General features: G+C 69.7%; 11 protein-coding genes. 5 read left to right on the top strand and 6 right to left on the bottom strand.

Going from position 1 to position 14,560, the window contains the following annotated elements; translation table 11 throughout:
• The 4 genes from AC1DIX_RS18400 to AC1DIX_RS18415 all read left to right on the top strand — a co-directional run.
• On the top strand, nt 1-882 hold an 882-nt coding region (locus AC1DIX_RS18400), incomplete at its 5' end, for an ABC transporter permease (RefSeq protein ID WP_477326308.1).
• A 28-nt stretch (nt 883-910) separates the two neighbouring features.
• Nucleotides 911-2,254 carry a sigma-54-dependent transcriptional regulator gene (locus AC1DIX_RS18405; RefSeq protein WP_477326379.1) on the top strand — a complete coding sequence of 448 codons (1,344 nt, stop codon included), beginning with the start codon at nt 911-913 and terminating at the stop codon, nt 2,252-2,254.
• A gap of 7 nt (nt 2,255-2,261) precedes the next feature.
• On the top strand, nt 2,262-3,623 hold the full coding sequence (locus tag AC1DIX_RS18410; protein ID WP_442124176.1) for a sensor histidine kinase: 1,362 nt from the start codon (nt 2,262-2,264) through the stop codon (nt 3,621-3,623).
• A 138-nt stretch (nt 3,624-3,761) separates the two neighbouring features.
• Nucleotides 3,762-4,529 carry a spermine/spermidine synthase domain-containing protein gene (locus AC1DIX_RS18415; protein ID WP_442124175.1) on the top strand — a complete coding sequence of 256 codons (768 nt, stop codon included), beginning with the start codon at nt 3,762-3,764 and terminating at the stop codon, nt 4,527-4,529.
• On the opposite strand, the gene AC1DIX_RS18420 is transcribed toward AC1DIX_RS18415, so the two are convergent.
• Nucleotides 4,489-5,481 carry a M48 family metallopeptidase gene (locus AC1DIX_RS18420; protein ID WP_442124174.1) on the bottom strand — a complete coding sequence of 331 codons (993 nt, stop codon included), beginning with the start codon at nt 5,479-5,481 and terminating at the stop codon, nt 4,489-4,491. The two genes, AC1DIX_RS18415 and AC1DIX_RS18420, sit on opposite strands and share 41 nt — an antisense overlap.
• 187 nt (nt 5,482-5,668) lie before the next feature.
• Here AC1DIX_RS18420 and AC1DIX_RS18425 point away from each other — a divergent pair, with 187 nt between their 5' ends.
• Nucleotides 5,669-8,122, top strand: a complete 2,454-nt coding sequence (locus AC1DIX_RS18425) for a TonB-dependent receptor plug domain-containing protein (RefSeq protein WP_477326310.1) — start codon at nt 5,669-5,671, stop codon at nt 8,120-8,122.
• Here AC1DIX_RS18425 and AC1DIX_RS18430 read toward each other — a convergent pair whose 3' ends face one another.
• From AC1DIX_RS18430 to AC1DIX_RS18450, 5 genes are read right to left on the bottom strand one after another with little or no spacing between them, the layout of a single operon-like run.
• Complete coding sequence (locus tag AC1DIX_RS18430; protein WP_477326312.1) at nt 8,123-9,679, bottom strand: hypothetical protein; 1,557 nt, start codon at nt 9,677-9,679, stop codon at nt 8,123-8,125. It lies immediately after the preceding gene.
• 5 nt (nt 9,680-9,684) lie between these two features.
• A complete protein-coding gene (locus tag AC1DIX_RS18435) occupies nt 9,685-11,694 on the bottom strand; it encodes a hypothetical protein (RefSeq protein WP_477326314.1) in 2,010 nt (669 codons plus the stop codon).
• A complete protein-coding gene (locus AC1DIX_RS18440) occupies nt 11,678-12,661 on the bottom strand; it encodes a BatA domain-containing protein (protein ID WP_477326316.1) in 984 nt (327 codons plus the stop codon). Before AC1DIX_RS18440 ends, AC1DIX_RS18435 begins: the two co-directional genes overlap by 17 nt.
• A complete protein-coding gene (locus AC1DIX_RS18445; protein WP_477326318.1) occupies nt 12,658-13,563 on the bottom strand; it encodes a DUF58 domain-containing protein in 906 nt (301 codons plus the stop codon). The genes AC1DIX_RS18440 and AC1DIX_RS18445 overlap by 4 nt, the downstream gene beginning before the upstream one ends.
• The gene (locus AC1DIX_RS18450) at nt 13,564-14,559 is read right to left on the bottom strand and encodes an AAA family ATPase (protein ID WP_442124168.1); all 996 of its coding nucleotides are present in this window, start codon (nt 14,557-14,559) and stop codon (nt 13,564-13,566) included.
• Nucleotide 14,560 lies beyond the last annotated feature (1 nt).

Raw genomic sequence — 14,560 nt, forward strand, 5'->3', positions numbered from 1 at the left:
CGCCAGACCACCTCCACCTCGGTGTTCGTCTCGGGCGACTCGGTGATCGACACCTTCGGCCTGAAGCTGGTCGAAGGCCGCGACTTCCTGCCGCAGGAACTGGTCGACGTCAACCAGAACGAGAGCAACCAGTACCCGCATCAGGTGATCATCACCAAGCCGCTGGCCGAGAAGCTGTGGCCGGGCGCGCCGGCGGTCGGCAAGACCATGTACTTCGGCACCGGCGAAGACGCCCAGGGCGTGCAGGTGGTCGGCGTGGTCGAACGCCTGCAGGCCGCCCACGTCAACCTGGAAGAGCGCTCCGAGTATTCGACCTTGGTGCCGGCGCGCGTGTACGGCAGTCCGGGCAACCTGTACGCGATCCGCGCCGAGGCCGGCCAGCGCGACCGCGTGATGAAGGAAGCCGAGGCGGCGCTGCGCAAGTCCTCGGCCAGCCCGATGATCCTGCGCCTGAAGACCGTCGACCAGGACCGCACCGACCTGTACCGCGCCGACGCCGCCCTGTCCTGGATGCTGGTCACCGTCAGCGTGCTGCTGCTCCTGATCACCTGCTCCGGCATCGTCGGCATGGCCAGCCTGTGGGTCACCCAGCGCCGCAAGCAGATCGGCGTGCGCCGCGCGCTGGGCGCGAGGAAAATGGACATCCTGCGCTACTTCATCACCGAGAATTTCATGATCACCAGCGCCGGCGTGTTCGGCGGCGTGGCCCTGGGCCTGGGCCTGAACCATCTGCTGGTGAGCAAACTGGAGATGGCGCGCCTGCCGGGCGGCTACCTGATCGGCGGTGCGCTGGTGTTCTGGGCGCTGGGCGTGCTGGCGGCCTACGGACCGGCGTGGCGCGCGGCCAGCATTTCCCCGGCCACCGCCACCCGCAGCGTCTGAACACGATGGTATGCTAGCGCTCATGCCTATGCCTACCGTTCTGATCATTGACGACAACGCCGCCGTCGGCGTCGCCCTCGACGTGCTGTTCTCGCTGCACGACATCGCGGCGCTGCACGCGGCGTCCCCGGAGGAAGGGCTGGCGGTGCTGGCGCGCCAGCCGGTCGACCTGGTGATCCAGGACATGAACTTCACGGCCGACACCACCTCGGGCGAGGAAGGCGTGGCGCTGTTCCGCGAGATCCGCAAGCGCCATCCGGACCTGCCGGTGATCCTGCTGACGGCATGGACCCACCTGGACGCCGCGGTCGACCTGGTCAAGGCCGGCGCGGCCGATTACCTGTCCAAGCCCTGGAACGACGACCGCCTGCTGGCGACGGTAAGCAACCTGATCGAGCTGGGCCAGGCCAACCGGGCCCTCAACCAGCGCCTGCTGCGCGAACGCCGCGCGCGCCGCGAGCTGGAACAGAACTACGATTTGCGCGGCCTGGTGTGGGGCGATCCGGCCCTTGAGCGCGTGCTGAGCCTGGCCTGCCAGGTGGCGCGCGCCGACGTGCCGATCCTGATCACGGGGCCGAACGGCACCGGCAAGGAACGCATCGCCGAGATCATCCAGGCCAACTCCCTGGTCCGCAACGGCCCCTTCGTGGTGCTCAACTGCGGCGCCCTGCCCTCCGAACTGATCGAGGCCGAACTGTTCGGCGCCGACGCCGGCGCCTACACCGGCGCCTCGAAAGCGCGGGAAGGAAAATTCGAGGCGGCCGACGGCGGCACCCTGTTCCTCGACGAGATCGGCAACCTGCCGCTGGCCGGGCAGATGAAACTGCTGCGCGTGCTGGAGACCGGCCGCTTCGAACGTCTCGGCTCGAACCGCGAACGCCAGGTCAAGGTGCGCGTGGTCAGCGCCACCAATGCGGACCTGCAGAGCATGATCCGTCTAGGGACCTTCCGCGAAGACCTGTTCTACCGCCTGAACGTGATCGAGCTGAAGCTGCCGCCGCTGGCCAGCCGCCCTGGCGACATCCTGCCGCTGGCGCAGTCCTTCCTCCCGCTCGGCAAGACCCTGCATCCGAGCGCCGAAGCCGCGCTGATGGCGCATGGCTGGCCGGGCAATGTGCGCGAGCTGAAGAACGTGATGGCACGTGCCAGCCTGCTGGCCAATGGCGACGTCATCAAGCCCGCCGAACTGGGCCTGCCGGGCCCCTCTGGCGCCGCCGGCAATGGCGCGGATGCGGAACCGGACCGCGACGCCATCGTGCAGGCGCTGGCGCGCGCGGGCGGCGTGATCGCCCAGGCCGCCGCCGACCTCGGACTGTCGCGCCAGGCCCTGTACCGGCGCATGGAGCGGCTGGGCATCGCGCGCGCCGCATGAACGTCACATGAGTTCAGGCAAGCGCTTCAGGCTCTCGCTCGCCACGCGCTGGTCGGCCCTGGTCGGCACGCTGCTGGCGGTCGGGATCCTGATCGCGCTGGCCCTCGACCACCTGCTGCCCGGCCAGCCGCTGGCCGTGCTCGGGATCTGCCTGGTGTGCGTGGTGCCGATCGCCCTGATCACCATCCGCTCGCAGATCCAGCCCATCCTGTCGCTGTTCCGCGCCCTCGAAGGCACGGTGGCGAGCTACCGCGACGGTGACTTTTCCTTCAGCCTGCACTGGGGCCAGAACGACGAACTGGCCGACCTGATCAGCGCCCACAATGCCCTCGGCGAGGTGCTGCGCGAACAGCGCCTCGACCTCGTGCAGCGCGAGCTGCTGCTCGATACCATGGTGCAGAACACCCCGGTGGCCATGCTGCTGGTGACCGAGCTGGCCAACCGCGGCGAGCAGGCCGGGCTCACCGTCGTCTACGCCAACCTGGCCGCGCGCCAGCTGCTGTCCGGCGGACGCAAGCTCGAAGGACACGCGCTGAACGAGGTGCTGCAGCAGGCGGCACCGGCCCTGATCGAAGCCCTGGGGCGCGGCGGCGACGGCCTGTTCACCGCCGGCGAAGGCGAGGACGAGGAGGTCTACCACCTCGCGCGCCGCAATTTCAGCCTGAACGGCCGCAAGCACGAACTGCTGCTGCTGCGCCAGTTGACCACCGAGCTGCGCCGGCAGGAAGTGCAGACCTGGAAGAAGGTCATCCGCGTCATCAGCCATGAACTGAACAATTCCCTGGCCCCGCTGGCCTCGCTCGCGAACTCGGGCGCGGAGCTGGTGCGGCGCGGCCAGACCGAGCGCCTGCCGCAGATCCTCGAGACGATCGGCGAGCGCACGCGCCACCTGGAAAGCTTCATCCTCGGCTACGCCCGCTTCGCCAAGCTGCCGACGCCGCGCATCGAGGCCGTGCCCTGGGACGCGCTGGTGGCGCGCCTGGCCGGCCAGGTCAAGTTCCGCGTGATCGGCGAACTGCCGCCCGAACCGGCCCGGATCGACACCGCGCAAATGGAGCAGGCCCTGCTCAACCTGCTCAAGAACGCCCACGAATCGGGCTCCTGGCCGGACCACGTGGAACTGCAGATCCGCCGCGTCCAGGACGTGATCCGCATCGACGTACTCGACCGCGGTAGCGGCATGAACGACGCCGTGCTGACCAACGCCCTGGTGCCCTTCTACTCCACCAAGCGCAGCGGCACCGGCCTGGGCCTGGCGCTGGCCCGCGAAATCGCCGAAGCCCACGGCGGCCGCATCACGCTCGCCAACCGCGAAGGCGGCGGGCTGGCCGTCACCATGATCCTTCCGGTCGGTCCGGGCCCTGCCTGAAATTCGGGGTCAGAGCACATTTTCCCAGCGCCCCGGCGCGATTTGCGAACAGTTCGGCAAAACATGCGCGACGATCCTGCCATGTTCGCCTCAACTGCTAAAATAAATGTGCTCTGACCCCGAATTTTGAAAGTCTTCATGCCTGCTCAGGATCCCCGTTTTTCCCAGCCCGGCCATCCGCCCGCCACCATCACCGAATTCGAAGGCGTCCGTTCCCTTCACCTGGGTACCTCCTGGGTGCAGGGCGCGATGCGGCTCAATCGGCCGGATGCGATCGAACTCGAATACGTGCAGATGATGATGATGTGGATGCTGTTCGTGCAGCAGCCGCGCCGCATCGCGCAGCTGGGCCTGGGCAGCGCCGCGCTCACCAAGTTCTGCTACCAGAAATTCCCGGCGGCGCGGGTGGCTGCCGCCGAACTGAATCCGAACGTGATCGCGATCTGCCGCGACTATTTCGGCCTGCCGCCGAACGACGCCCGCCTGGACGTGCGCGAGATGGACGCCCTCGATTTCGTGATGGACCCGGCCAGCCACGGCACCCTCGACGTGCTGCAGGTCGACCTGTACGACGAAGAGGCGCGCGGCCCGGTGCTCGATACCCCCGAGTTCTACCAGGCCTGCGCCGACTGCCTGGTTGACGGCGGCGTGATGACCGCCAACGTGTTCGGCGACTTCATCAACTACGACAAGAACCTGCAGGCGATGGAGCTGGCCTTCGACGCCGTGGTCTGGCTGCCCGAGGTCCACGACGCCAACATCGTCGTCATCGCCTTCAAGGACGCGCCGCAGATCGATTTCGCGGTCCTGTACGAACGCGCGGCCGACATCAAGCGGCGCTACAACCTGCCGGCCAGGGACTGGGTCAACGGTCTGAAGGAGTGGATGCGGGATCGCCAGGACTGACGCTGCTCTGCTCGACACTGCTCAGCATGGCCCGTATCGCGGCGGCCTCCTGCGCTTTCCGCTGGTAGTCCTTGTAGGCCGGGATCGCCACCGCCGCCATCACGGCGATCATGACGATGGGGACGATCGCCGCGGCGCCGCCGCCGATGCCGGTACGCGGCACGAACAGGGCCAGCAGGCCCGCCAGCTTGCTGCGCGGCGGCTGGCGCAGCTCGTGCCCGGCCGCCAGCGCACGCACCGCCGCCATGCGCTTGACCAGCCAGGGATAGTCGCCGACCAGCTCGTGGAAGGACATCCAGAAACCTTCGGTCTGGCCGGCCTGGTCGACGTAGGCGCGGCGGTTCATCATCCGCGCGCGCTTGCCGCCGGCGGCCAGCACGGCCAGGCCATGCTCGGCATTCTGCGGATTGTCGCAGGCGGCCAGGCCATGGCGGTCGCAGGTGTATTCGCGGGCGCGTGAATAGGCCGGGCCGATCAGCGGCAGCGCCGAGGCCGGCATCAGGATCGTCGCCCAGTGCAGGTGCTTGCGCTTGATGTGGCCGATCTCGTGGCCGATATAGAAATTCAGCGCGTCCGGATTGTCCGCCAGGCCGTCGACCACGTCCGAGTACAGCACGAGAAAATGGCGGCCGAGGAAGCGGGTGGCGAAGGCGTTGAGCATGCCGCCCATCTGCATCAGGTAGGCCTGCGGCTCCTCGTCCAGGCCCAGCTTGCGGCAGCAGGCCGAGATCTGCTGCTTCAGGTCTGGAAATTGTTCTTCGGTGATGCGTACCCCATTGCCCTTGATGTAGGAAATCAGGGCGGACTGCGCGACGCAATAGAAAAGGAAGCCGAACAGCAGATAGACCAGCGCCAGTCCGAAGGTAATGAGCAGAAGCACGCCCCAGACCAGCAGGGACCAGACCAGCATCAGGCGAAACAGCCGCTCTTCGTTGCGATATACCAGGTTCATGATTGCCCACCCTTCTTGTCGTTAAGAAAGAGGCACATTCAAGGCCAGTTTTCGCCCCGGCGATATGAGCTTGTTGTACCTTTCTCACGGTTCTGCCACAGGACAGACATGGAGTTGCGCACGATCAACGGCGCTCCGCATTCCCCCAAGCAAGATGAGCTGTCAACCAGACTCATCAGAGGGGAATATGACCAAGCAACGCCATCGCAGTTTGCTCGCCTCCGCCATCCTGGCCGCCATCCCTCCCGCCGGGGCCCAGCAAGCCTCCGCAAGCGGGGACGCCACCGCCACCGTGGTCGTGATCGGCTCGCGCACCAATGCCAAGAGCGCGCTCGACACCGCGGTCCCGGTCGGCCTGATCGACCAGAAGGACCTGCAGTCGGCCGGCACGCCGGAGCTGGGCAAGGTGCTGCAGGAGCTGGACCCCTCGTTCAACTTCACCACCACCTTCATCAGCGACGGCACCGACATCATCCGGCCCGCCACCCTGCGCGGCCTGGGCCCGGACCAGTTGCTGGTGCTGGTCAACGGCAAGCGGCGCCACCAGCAGGCCCTGGTCAACGTCCAGCAGACCATCGGCCGCGGCTCGGCCGGCACCGACATCAATGCGATCCCGCTGTCGGCGATCCAGCGCATCGAGGTGCTGCGCGACGGCGCCGCCGCCCAGTACGGCTCGGACGCGATCGCCGGCGTGATCAATATCGTGCTCAAGCAGGGCCCGGGCGGCCAGCTGAGCGTTGCCGGCGGCACCACCTCGAAAGGCGACGGCGACACCATCAGCGTCGGCGAAAGCCACGGCTGGGCGCTGGGGTCCTCGGGCGGCTACCTGAACCTTGCCGTCGAGAGCCGGCGCCGCGGCGAGACCAATCGCGCCGGTCTGGACACCCTGCGCGTGAATCCGCCGCGCGTGACCCAGCGCATCGGCGATTCGCTGGCCAGGGATGCCTATCTGTGGACCAATGCCATGCTGCCGGTCGGTAGCAGCGACGGCGAACTGTATGCCTTCGGCGGCGTCTCGCGCCGCACTGGCGACGCCGCCGGCTTCTTCCGGCCGAAGGAAGATGGACGCAACGTCCCCGCGGTCTACCCGAACGGCTTCCTGCCGAACATCCTGACCAGGGTCAGCGACGCCTCGCTGGCGGTCGGCTTCCGCCGCGGCCTCGGCGCCGGCTGGAACCTCGACGCCAGCGTCAACCACGGCCGCAGCGAGCTCGCCTTCCACGAACGGAACTCGATCAACGTCAGCTACTGGTACGAACCGAAATGCAGCTGCGCCGACTTCAACGAGTCGCCGCTCGAAGCCGATACCGGCAAGCTGCGCTTCACCCAGACTACCGTCAACCTCGACCTGCGCGGCCCGCTGACCTTGGCGGGCATGGCGCTGCAGCTGGCCGCCGGCCTCGAATACCGGCGCGACGGCTACCAGATCGTGGCCGGCGATCCGGTGTCCTACCAGTACGGCCGCACCAACAACCCGGCGATCCGCATCCTCGACCAGACCGGCCATCTGGCGGCGGCCGGCATCCAGGGCTTCCCCGGCTATACCCCGGCGACCGAAGTGAACGAGGCGCGCCACAACAGCGCGATCTACCTCGATGCCGAACACAGGTTCGCGCTGCCGCTCACGCTGGCGGCCGCGCTGCGCCATGAGCGGTATTCCGACTTCGGCGGCACCACCACCGGCAAGCTGGCGCTGCGCTACGATCCGAGCCGCCAGCTCGGCCTGCGCGCCAGCGTCTCGACCGGCTTCCGTGCGCCCGGCGTGCAGCAGAAGTTCTACAGCTCGGTCTCGACCAACCTGAACGGCGCCGGCGTGCTGACCGAGACCCTCACCGCGCGCGAGGGCAGTCCGGTGACCCGCGCGCTGGGCATCGCGCCGCTGAAGGAAGAAACCTCGCGCAGCGCCAGCGCCGGCCTGGTGCTGCGCCCCGCTCCCGGCTTCTCGTTCACCGCCGACGCCTGGCGCACCCGCATCGCCGACCGCATTGTCTTCTCCAGCACCATCTCGCCCGAGAGCGGCCCCTGCCGGACTGCCTCCGCCTGCCCGATCAAGGCGGTGCTGGATCCGCTGCGCGTCGGCCAGGCCCAGTTCTTCACGAATGCGATCGGCACCACCACGCGCGGCCTCGACCTGATCGCCGAGCGCACCCTGCGCGGATTCGCCGACGGCACCCTGGTGCTGTCCGGCCAGCTCGGCTTCAATCGTACCTCCGTCGACTCGCGCAAGTCCTCGTCGAAGGTATTGACCGGCACCCAGTTGTTCGACGACGCCCAGGTCACGCTGATCGAACGCGGCCAGCCGCGCCGGCACCACGTGGTGGCGGCCGACTTCACGAGCGGACCGTGGAACCTGAACGCGCGCGCCAACTACTACGGCGAAGTGGCCGGCCAGGGCTTCACCGCACCCTATGTGCAGACCTGGGACGCGAAATGGCTGCTGGACCTGAGCGGGCGCTACGCCTTCAGCAAGGCCCTGGCCCTGAGCGTCGGTGTGAACAATGTGTTCGACACCTACCCGAGCCGCTGGGACCCGGTCAGGGCCGCCCCCTTCCCGCAGATGGGTTTCACCTATTGCTGGGAGACCTGCCCGTTCGGGATCAACGGGCGCTCGCTGTACGCCAGGGCCGACTACAACTTCTGATCAGCGCCGTTCGCGCCACCACAGGCCCAGCATGGCCAGCGCGAACACCAGGCCGAAAGGCCAGGCCGGCATCGTGCGCAATGGCTTGCCTGTCGACTGCGCGCCCGTTGCCGGCGCCGGCGTACGGGCCGCATAGCGCGCGGTGGCCTCGCGGCGCTGGGCGCGCTGCCACAGCGTCCAGTCGCGCTCCGCGTACACATACACCGCGTTCTCCAGCGCGCGGCCGCCCTGCGCCTGCGCCGTCATGCCCAGCCAGCCGGGCTGCTTCGGCCACACCGCCACGCAGGCGGCGTCGACGCGCTCCAGGCGGCGCTGCCAGGGCAGCGTGAGCGCCAGCGCCGGAAAGTCCAGCGACGCCGACTTCGCCAGGGCCTCGCCCCGTGCGCACACTTCCAGGCGCCGCTCCGGCAGCGGCAGCTCGCCCGGGTCCAGCCAGGCCAGGTCATCGTCACGCCGCACGCGCAGGCGGTCGAGCACGTCCTGCCACCACAGCGCCAGCGCGCGCGGCTCCTCGATCGCGTGACGGTGCCAGCCGCCCACGCCCAGCCAGGCGATACGGCCCTTGTGCCAGTCGCGGGTCCAGAGGCCGTCCTCGCCCTGCCACTCGGCGGCGCGCCCAATGGCCGGATTCAGGCCGCCCGAGGTCATCGGCAAACGGGCGCCGATGCTGCGGTCGGCCGGCTGCGGCGCCAGGCGCAGGCCGATGCCGCGCGACCAGACGCCGGCGTCGTTCGCATTCGCACCCAGCACCAGCAGCGGCGCGCCCTCGGCAACCCGCGCCAGCAAGGCCGCGCGGCCGGCTTCTCCGGCGCGTTCGAACCAGGCGGCGTCGACGATCTCGAGATCGGGCGCCTTCATCCCGGTGCGCGCGCTTTCGCTGCGGCGCAGGTTCTTGCCCAGCTCGACCTGCCAGTCGATCACGGCATTGCTGGCAGCCAGCAGGTCGTCCAGGGTGCGCAGGTCGAAGGATGGCGCGCCGAAACGTCCGCGCACCTGCAGCGGCGCCGGCTCCGTCACGGTGACCGGCACCGGTCCCTGGTCGACCGTCTTGCCGTTCGCATCCAGCAGACGCGCGCTCAGGACCAGGCGCTCGGCCAGCGGCGGCAGCCACTGCACGGACAGCACGCCCTCGCCCTTGCTCTCGGCCAGCACCTCGCCGTTCTCGGCCAGCAGCTGCAGCCGGCCCGGTCCCTGCCAGGAGCGCTCCAGGCGCAGCGTGAAGATGCGGCCCAGCGCGATCGTGCGCGGGAAGTCGAGGCGGACGGTGGGCGTGGCCGGCACGCTCCAGGCGAGCGGCCGCGCCGGCAGGTCTTCCCATTCGGCGGCGCGCAGGCCGTCGCCTTCCAGCTTCAGGCTGCGCACGCCCTCCAGCGAGGCCGGCGGCTCGGAGGCGGACAAGGCCAGCGTGCTGCCCGCCTCGCCGGGCAGCGCGAAGCTGCCGACCGTGGCGGCCAGCGCGACACCTGCCACGGCGGCCAGTACGGCATCGATCCAGCGTCGCCGTGCGGCGTAAATGAAGGCGCCGGCCAGCCCGAGCACGAGAGCGGCAATGCTCATCCAGTTCATCGCACACCTCCCCGCGCGGCGCGCTCGAACGGCGTCTCGACCTTCGGCGTGGCCTGCAGCCTTACCTTCGCCTCATGCACGGCGCCGCGCAGCCAGGCGCGCAGCACCGGACGGCAGGCCAGGCAGCCGTCGGCCACGTCCTGGATCGCGCGCTGGGCGGCCATGCGCTGCTCGTCGGCGGCGATGCGCTCGCGCACCCAGTCGTGGGCGGTGCGGGTCCACAGGCTTGGGAGCGGACCGTCGCCGGCCAGCGCCCGCACCAGCTCGCGCAGCTCGGCCGGCACGCCATCGGGCGCCCCCGACTGTTCGCGTTTGCTGCTGGCGGCGCCCGCCATGTCGCCCGTCATGCGCTTGTCCTCCTTGATCGGCGGCGGCGCGAACGCCGTCTTGTGCAGGTAGATGCGTTCGGACTGCTGCAATTCCTTGATCGCGTCGAGCGCCTTGTGTTCCGGCGGCAGCGCCGTCTTCGGGGTGATGGCGCGCAGCGCGTTCTCGGCATCCCACATCGCGGACAGCGCGCGCCGCAGGATCTTCTTGGTCGCCTCGTCGAACAGGGTCGCGTTCTCGGCCTGGTCGTGGGCGTGGCCGAACTCGTGCAGCACGTCCTGCGGCTTGCCATGGCCGCTGCCGTGCTCACTGCCGTGATCATCGTCGTGATCGTCCTTGCCGAACAGGGTCGACTCCTCGCCCAGGAACTGGCCGTAGCGGCGCCGCAGCGCGCCCTGGTCGGCGGCGATGGTCTCGCTGCGCTCGCGCACGGTGGCGGCGTCGATTTTCTTGACGCGCATGTCGGCGATCAGCTGTTCGGTGTCGATGATGATCTGGCGCTGGCTGCGCAGGCTCTCCGGCTTGACCATCACCGGCAGCGCCGAGACGTCCTGGTCCTCGTCCTGCGGCGGCGCCGGCAGGCGCAGCGTGTAGGTCGGCGACTGCACGGTATGCGGCCTGGCCGCGTTGTCGGTGGCGCGGACGAAAAAGTAGAGCTCGTCGCCCGGTTCCATGCCAAGTTCGCTCAGGGCCCAGTGCTTGCTCCAGTCGCGCCGGCGCGGATCGGGCCCTGGCGGAATCGGCAGCTCGCGGTCGCTGAAGCGGATGTTTTCGCCGCTGCCGCGCGCCAGGGTCAGGTGCAGGGTGGCCTGCTTCACCCGGTAGTCGTCGCGCACCGATACCGCCATCGCCGCCTGGCTGGCGTCGCGCGCCAGTTCCTTGATGATCTCGTTCGGCTGGGTCACCACGATTTCCGGCGCCTGGTCCGGCAGCACCTTCAGCGTGTAGCGGGCGCCGCGCCAGCGCCAGAAGATGGATTCGGTGGCGGTCCAGCGCGCGCATTCCGCCCCCAGCTGCAGGGCCTGGCCATCGCTCAGCTCGATGGTCTCGAGCACGCCGGCCGCGGGCTGCTTCAGGCACCACTCGACCACGGTCTGTTCCGGCGCCTGCAGGTCGCGCGGGGCCGAGCTCGATGTCTCCACGCCCGTGTAGCGCGGCGGCGTGAGTTTCACGATCAAGGCGGCGGCGGCCGGCGCGGCGGCGCCGGCTTGCGCACCCGGCAGACCGGCGGCGGCAGGTTGGACGCCTTGCGGCAGGAAGCTTGCACCCCAGGCCAGTGCCGCCAGCGCCAGGCTGCCAGCCAGCCAGGGCAAGCCGAACGATACGTGCTCGCGCACGATGGCGCGGATGCGCGCAGCCGTCAGACTGGCCTCGATGCGGCCCAGCAGGCGCTGGCGCTGCAGTTGCGCCACCGGCGAATCGGCATGCAGCAGCAGCGCGGCGCTGTCTTCCATTTCCGGCAGCGCGCCGTCCAGCCAGGCGACCCAGCCGTGGGCAACGCGGCGCTGCAGCCGCAGGCCGTCCCAGGCGCAGAACGCCGACCAGGCCAGCAGGCCGGGGCCGGAGCGCAGCAGCAGCCAGGGCAGCGCGCCCGCGATCCACAGGCCGGCGCGGCGCAGCAGGGCGGCGCGCCAGATCGGACCGATCAGGCGCGCGAAGATGTCAGCGCCGGCGGACATGGGTCACCATCCTCTCCAGGGCGAACAGGACCAGCAGCGCCGCGGCCAGCATGTCGCGCAGGGCGCCGCCGGCCGGGCCGGCCGGCGCGCGCGCATCGACGGCGGGCGCCTGGGCCGGGGCGGTGTACGACCGGACGCCGACATGCAGGCGCTGCCAGGTCTCGAACATGGTGCGCGCGGCGGCGGCGTCCCGCGGCGGCAGCCAGGCCGCGCTCCACAGGCGCCCGCGCCGGCTGTCCAGGTAATGCAGGCCGTCGGCCTGCGGCGCCTTGTCCAGTTCGGGGAAGGCTGCGGTGTCCGCCACCCACCACAGCGGCGCGCGCAAGCCGGCCGGCGGCGGCTCCGGCAAGTCCCAGATCACCAGTCCGGTTCCGGGGCCTGCCTGCTCGTCGATCACGTAGCGCTGCGCGCCGCCGAGCGCACCGAACAGCGTGCGCCATTCGTCCGCGCGGCGGCTGTACACGGCCACGTGCCGTTCGAGCGGCGCCACCGGCGTGGCCTGGGAACGCACCGTAAGCGGGTGGCGCAGGCGCGGCAGCGCGGCAGGCATCGCCACGTCGCCGACCAGCAGCAGGCGCGCCTGCGGCTTGAATTCGCGCTCGTGCTCGTGCAGCCAGCGGTAACCCTCGCGTCCGGGCAAGTCGATGCGGCGCGCATCCGCCAGGCCTGCCGCGCGCGCCTGCCGGTCGACGAAGGCCGGATCGGCGCCGGGCACCACCAGCACGCTGTCGCCGCGCCAGGGCAGCACGGGGTCGGCCAGCAGCGCAATCAAGGCCAGCAGCAACAGGCAGCGCAGGATCAGGAGCAGCACCTCTTCCCAGCGCCACACGCGCAGTTGCACCGGCTTCGAGACCGGCAGGAAGCGCGCCGTCGCCAGCGGCAGCGCACGCGTCTGTTCGCGCTTCTGCCGGTGCCACAGGATCGGCAGCAGCAGTACCGGCAGCGCCCACCACCAGAGGCTGTTCATGCGCGTCCTCCCCACGCATTCAGCTTAGCCTGCAGCCATGCGCGCAAGACCTCGCCCGGGGCGCGCTCGATCGGCGCCGCCACATAGGGGATGTCGTGCGAGCGGCACTGCTGGGCGACCATGGCGAAGTGGTCGTCGCGCCGGCGCGCATAGCCGTCCCGTACCTCGGATCCGAAGCGGAACAGCTTGCCGTCCCCCTCCGGGTCGCGCCAGGCCTGGCGGGTATCGAAGCTTGCCGCGATCTCGGCCTCGGTCTGCAGGCACAGCGCCCGCACGTCGTGGCGCATGCTGCGCAGGCGGACCATCGCTTCCGACAGCGGCGAAGGCCATTCCAGGAAATCGCCGGCCACGCAGACCACGCTGGGCGAGCGCGCGAAATGCAGGCTGGCGCGCAGCACTTCGCTGCCGGGCAGCGTGCCGGCGGCATCCAGGCGCTCCAGCTGGGACAGCACGCGTTGCAGCTGGCGCGGCCCGCGCGCGGCCGGGGTGAAGTGGGCACGCTCGCCCTGGCAGACGACCAGGCCGAACGCATCGCCCTGGCGCTGCGCGATCGCGCCCACGCAGCCCAGCAGCAGGCGTGCATAGCCCAGCTTATCCAGTCCCTCGATGCTGCGGCTCGGCTCCAGCATCGAGGCGGTGGCGTCCAGCACCAGCCAGACGGCGACGTGGCTGTCGCGCTCGGCCTCGCGCACATAATACCGGTCGGCGCGCGCCATCAGCTTCCAGTCGACGCGGCGCCACTCGTCCCCCGGCGCATAGGCCCGGTACTCGGAGAACTCGACGCCGGCGCCGCGCTCGCGCCCGGCGTGGATGCCGTGCCCGAGCCCCGCCAGCACGTGACGGATCGCGAGATCGAGCTTGCCCGTGTGCGCCGCCAGCGCGGCGCTCGCCAATCCAGCCACTTAGTCGATCCGTACTTCGTTGGGCAGCGCCGCCAGCACGTCGGCGATCAGGATGCCGTCCGCTTCCGCCTCGAAATTGCGCAGCACGCGGTGGGCCAGCACCGGCAGCAGCATGGCCCCGATGTCTTCGCGGGTGACCGCCAGGCGGCCGTGCATCAAGGCGCGCGCCTTCGATGCCAGTACCAGCGCCTGGCCGGCGCGCGGACCGGCACCCCAGCCGATGTGCTTGCGGATCGCCTCGACCGGCGACTCCGCCGGACGGGTCGCGCGCACCAGCCGGGTCGCGTAGCGCAGCATGGGATCGGCGATTTCGATGTCGCGCACCAGTTGCTGCAGACGCAGCAGGGTTTCCAGCGTCATCGCGGGCTCGGCGTCGCGCAGGCCGGCGTGCGTTGTGGCGCCGACCATCGCGATCTCCTCAATCTCGGTCGGGTAGCCGACGTCGATGCGCAACAGGAAGCGGTCGAGCTGGGCTTCCGGCAGCGGATAGGTGCCGGCCTGCTCGATCGGGTTCTGGGTCGCAAGCACGAAGAAGGGTTTCGGCAGCTTGTGCGTCTGGCCGGCGAAGGTGACGGAGCGTTCCTGCATCGCTTCCAGCAGGGCCGACTGGGTCTTCGGCGGTGCGCGGTTGATCTCGTCGGCCAGCAGCACCTGGGTGAACACGGGTCCCTGCTGGAAACGGAACACGCGCTGGCGCGTGGCCTGGTCTTCTTCGAGGATCTCGGTGCCGACGATATCCGACGGCATCAGGTCGGGCGTGAACTGCACGCGCCGGAACTGCATGTCGGTGGCCTGGGCCAGCGATTTGACGAGCAGGGTCTTGCCGAGGCCCGGCACGCCCTCGACCAGCGCGTGGCCGCCGGCCAGCAGGCAGGTCACCAGCAGCTCGATCACGTCCTTCTGGCCGATGATCACCTGCCCCATGCTCCGTTTCAGGTCGTCGACTTTCGCGACCAGATCCGCGATCTCGTTCTCAGTCCATGCAGCTTCAGCCACT

This window comes from Massilia sp. 05N420, assembly GCF_056397205.1.

Bases quoted from the DNA above. Each gene is read 5' to 3' on its own strand.
- AC1DIX_RS18405 (WP_477326379.1), top strand. From the start codon at position 911: ATGCCTACCGTTCTGATCATTGACGACAACGCCGCCGTCGGCGTCGCC.
- AC1DIX_RS18410 (WP_442124176.1), top strand. From the start codon at position 2,262: ATGAGTTCAGGCAAGCGCTTCAGGCTCTCGCTCGCCACGCGCTGGTCG.
- AC1DIX_RS18415 (WP_442124175.1), top strand. From the start codon at position 3,762: ATGCCTGCTCAGGATCCCCGTTTTTCCCAGCCCGGCCATCCGCCCGCC.
- AC1DIX_RS18440 (WP_477326316.1), bottom strand. From the start codon at position 12,661: ATGAACAGCCTCTGGTGGTGGGCGCTGCCGGTACTGCTGCTGCCGATC.
- AC1DIX_RS18425 (WP_477326310.1), top strand. From the start codon at position 5,669: ATGACCAAGCAACGCCATCGCAGTTTGCTCGCCTCCGCCATCCTGGCC.
- AC1DIX_RS18420 (WP_442124174.1), bottom strand. From the start codon at position 5,481: ATGAACCTGGTATATCGCAACGAAGAGCGGCTGTTTCGCCTGATGCTG.
- AC1DIX_RS18435 (WP_477326314.1), bottom strand. From the start codon at position 11,694: ATGTCCGCCGGCGCTGACATCTTCGCGCGCCTGATCGGTCCGATCTGG.
- AC1DIX_RS18430 (WP_477326312.1), bottom strand. From the start codon at position 9,679: ATGAGCATTGCCGCTCTCGTGCTCGGGCTGGCCGGCGCCTTCATTTAC.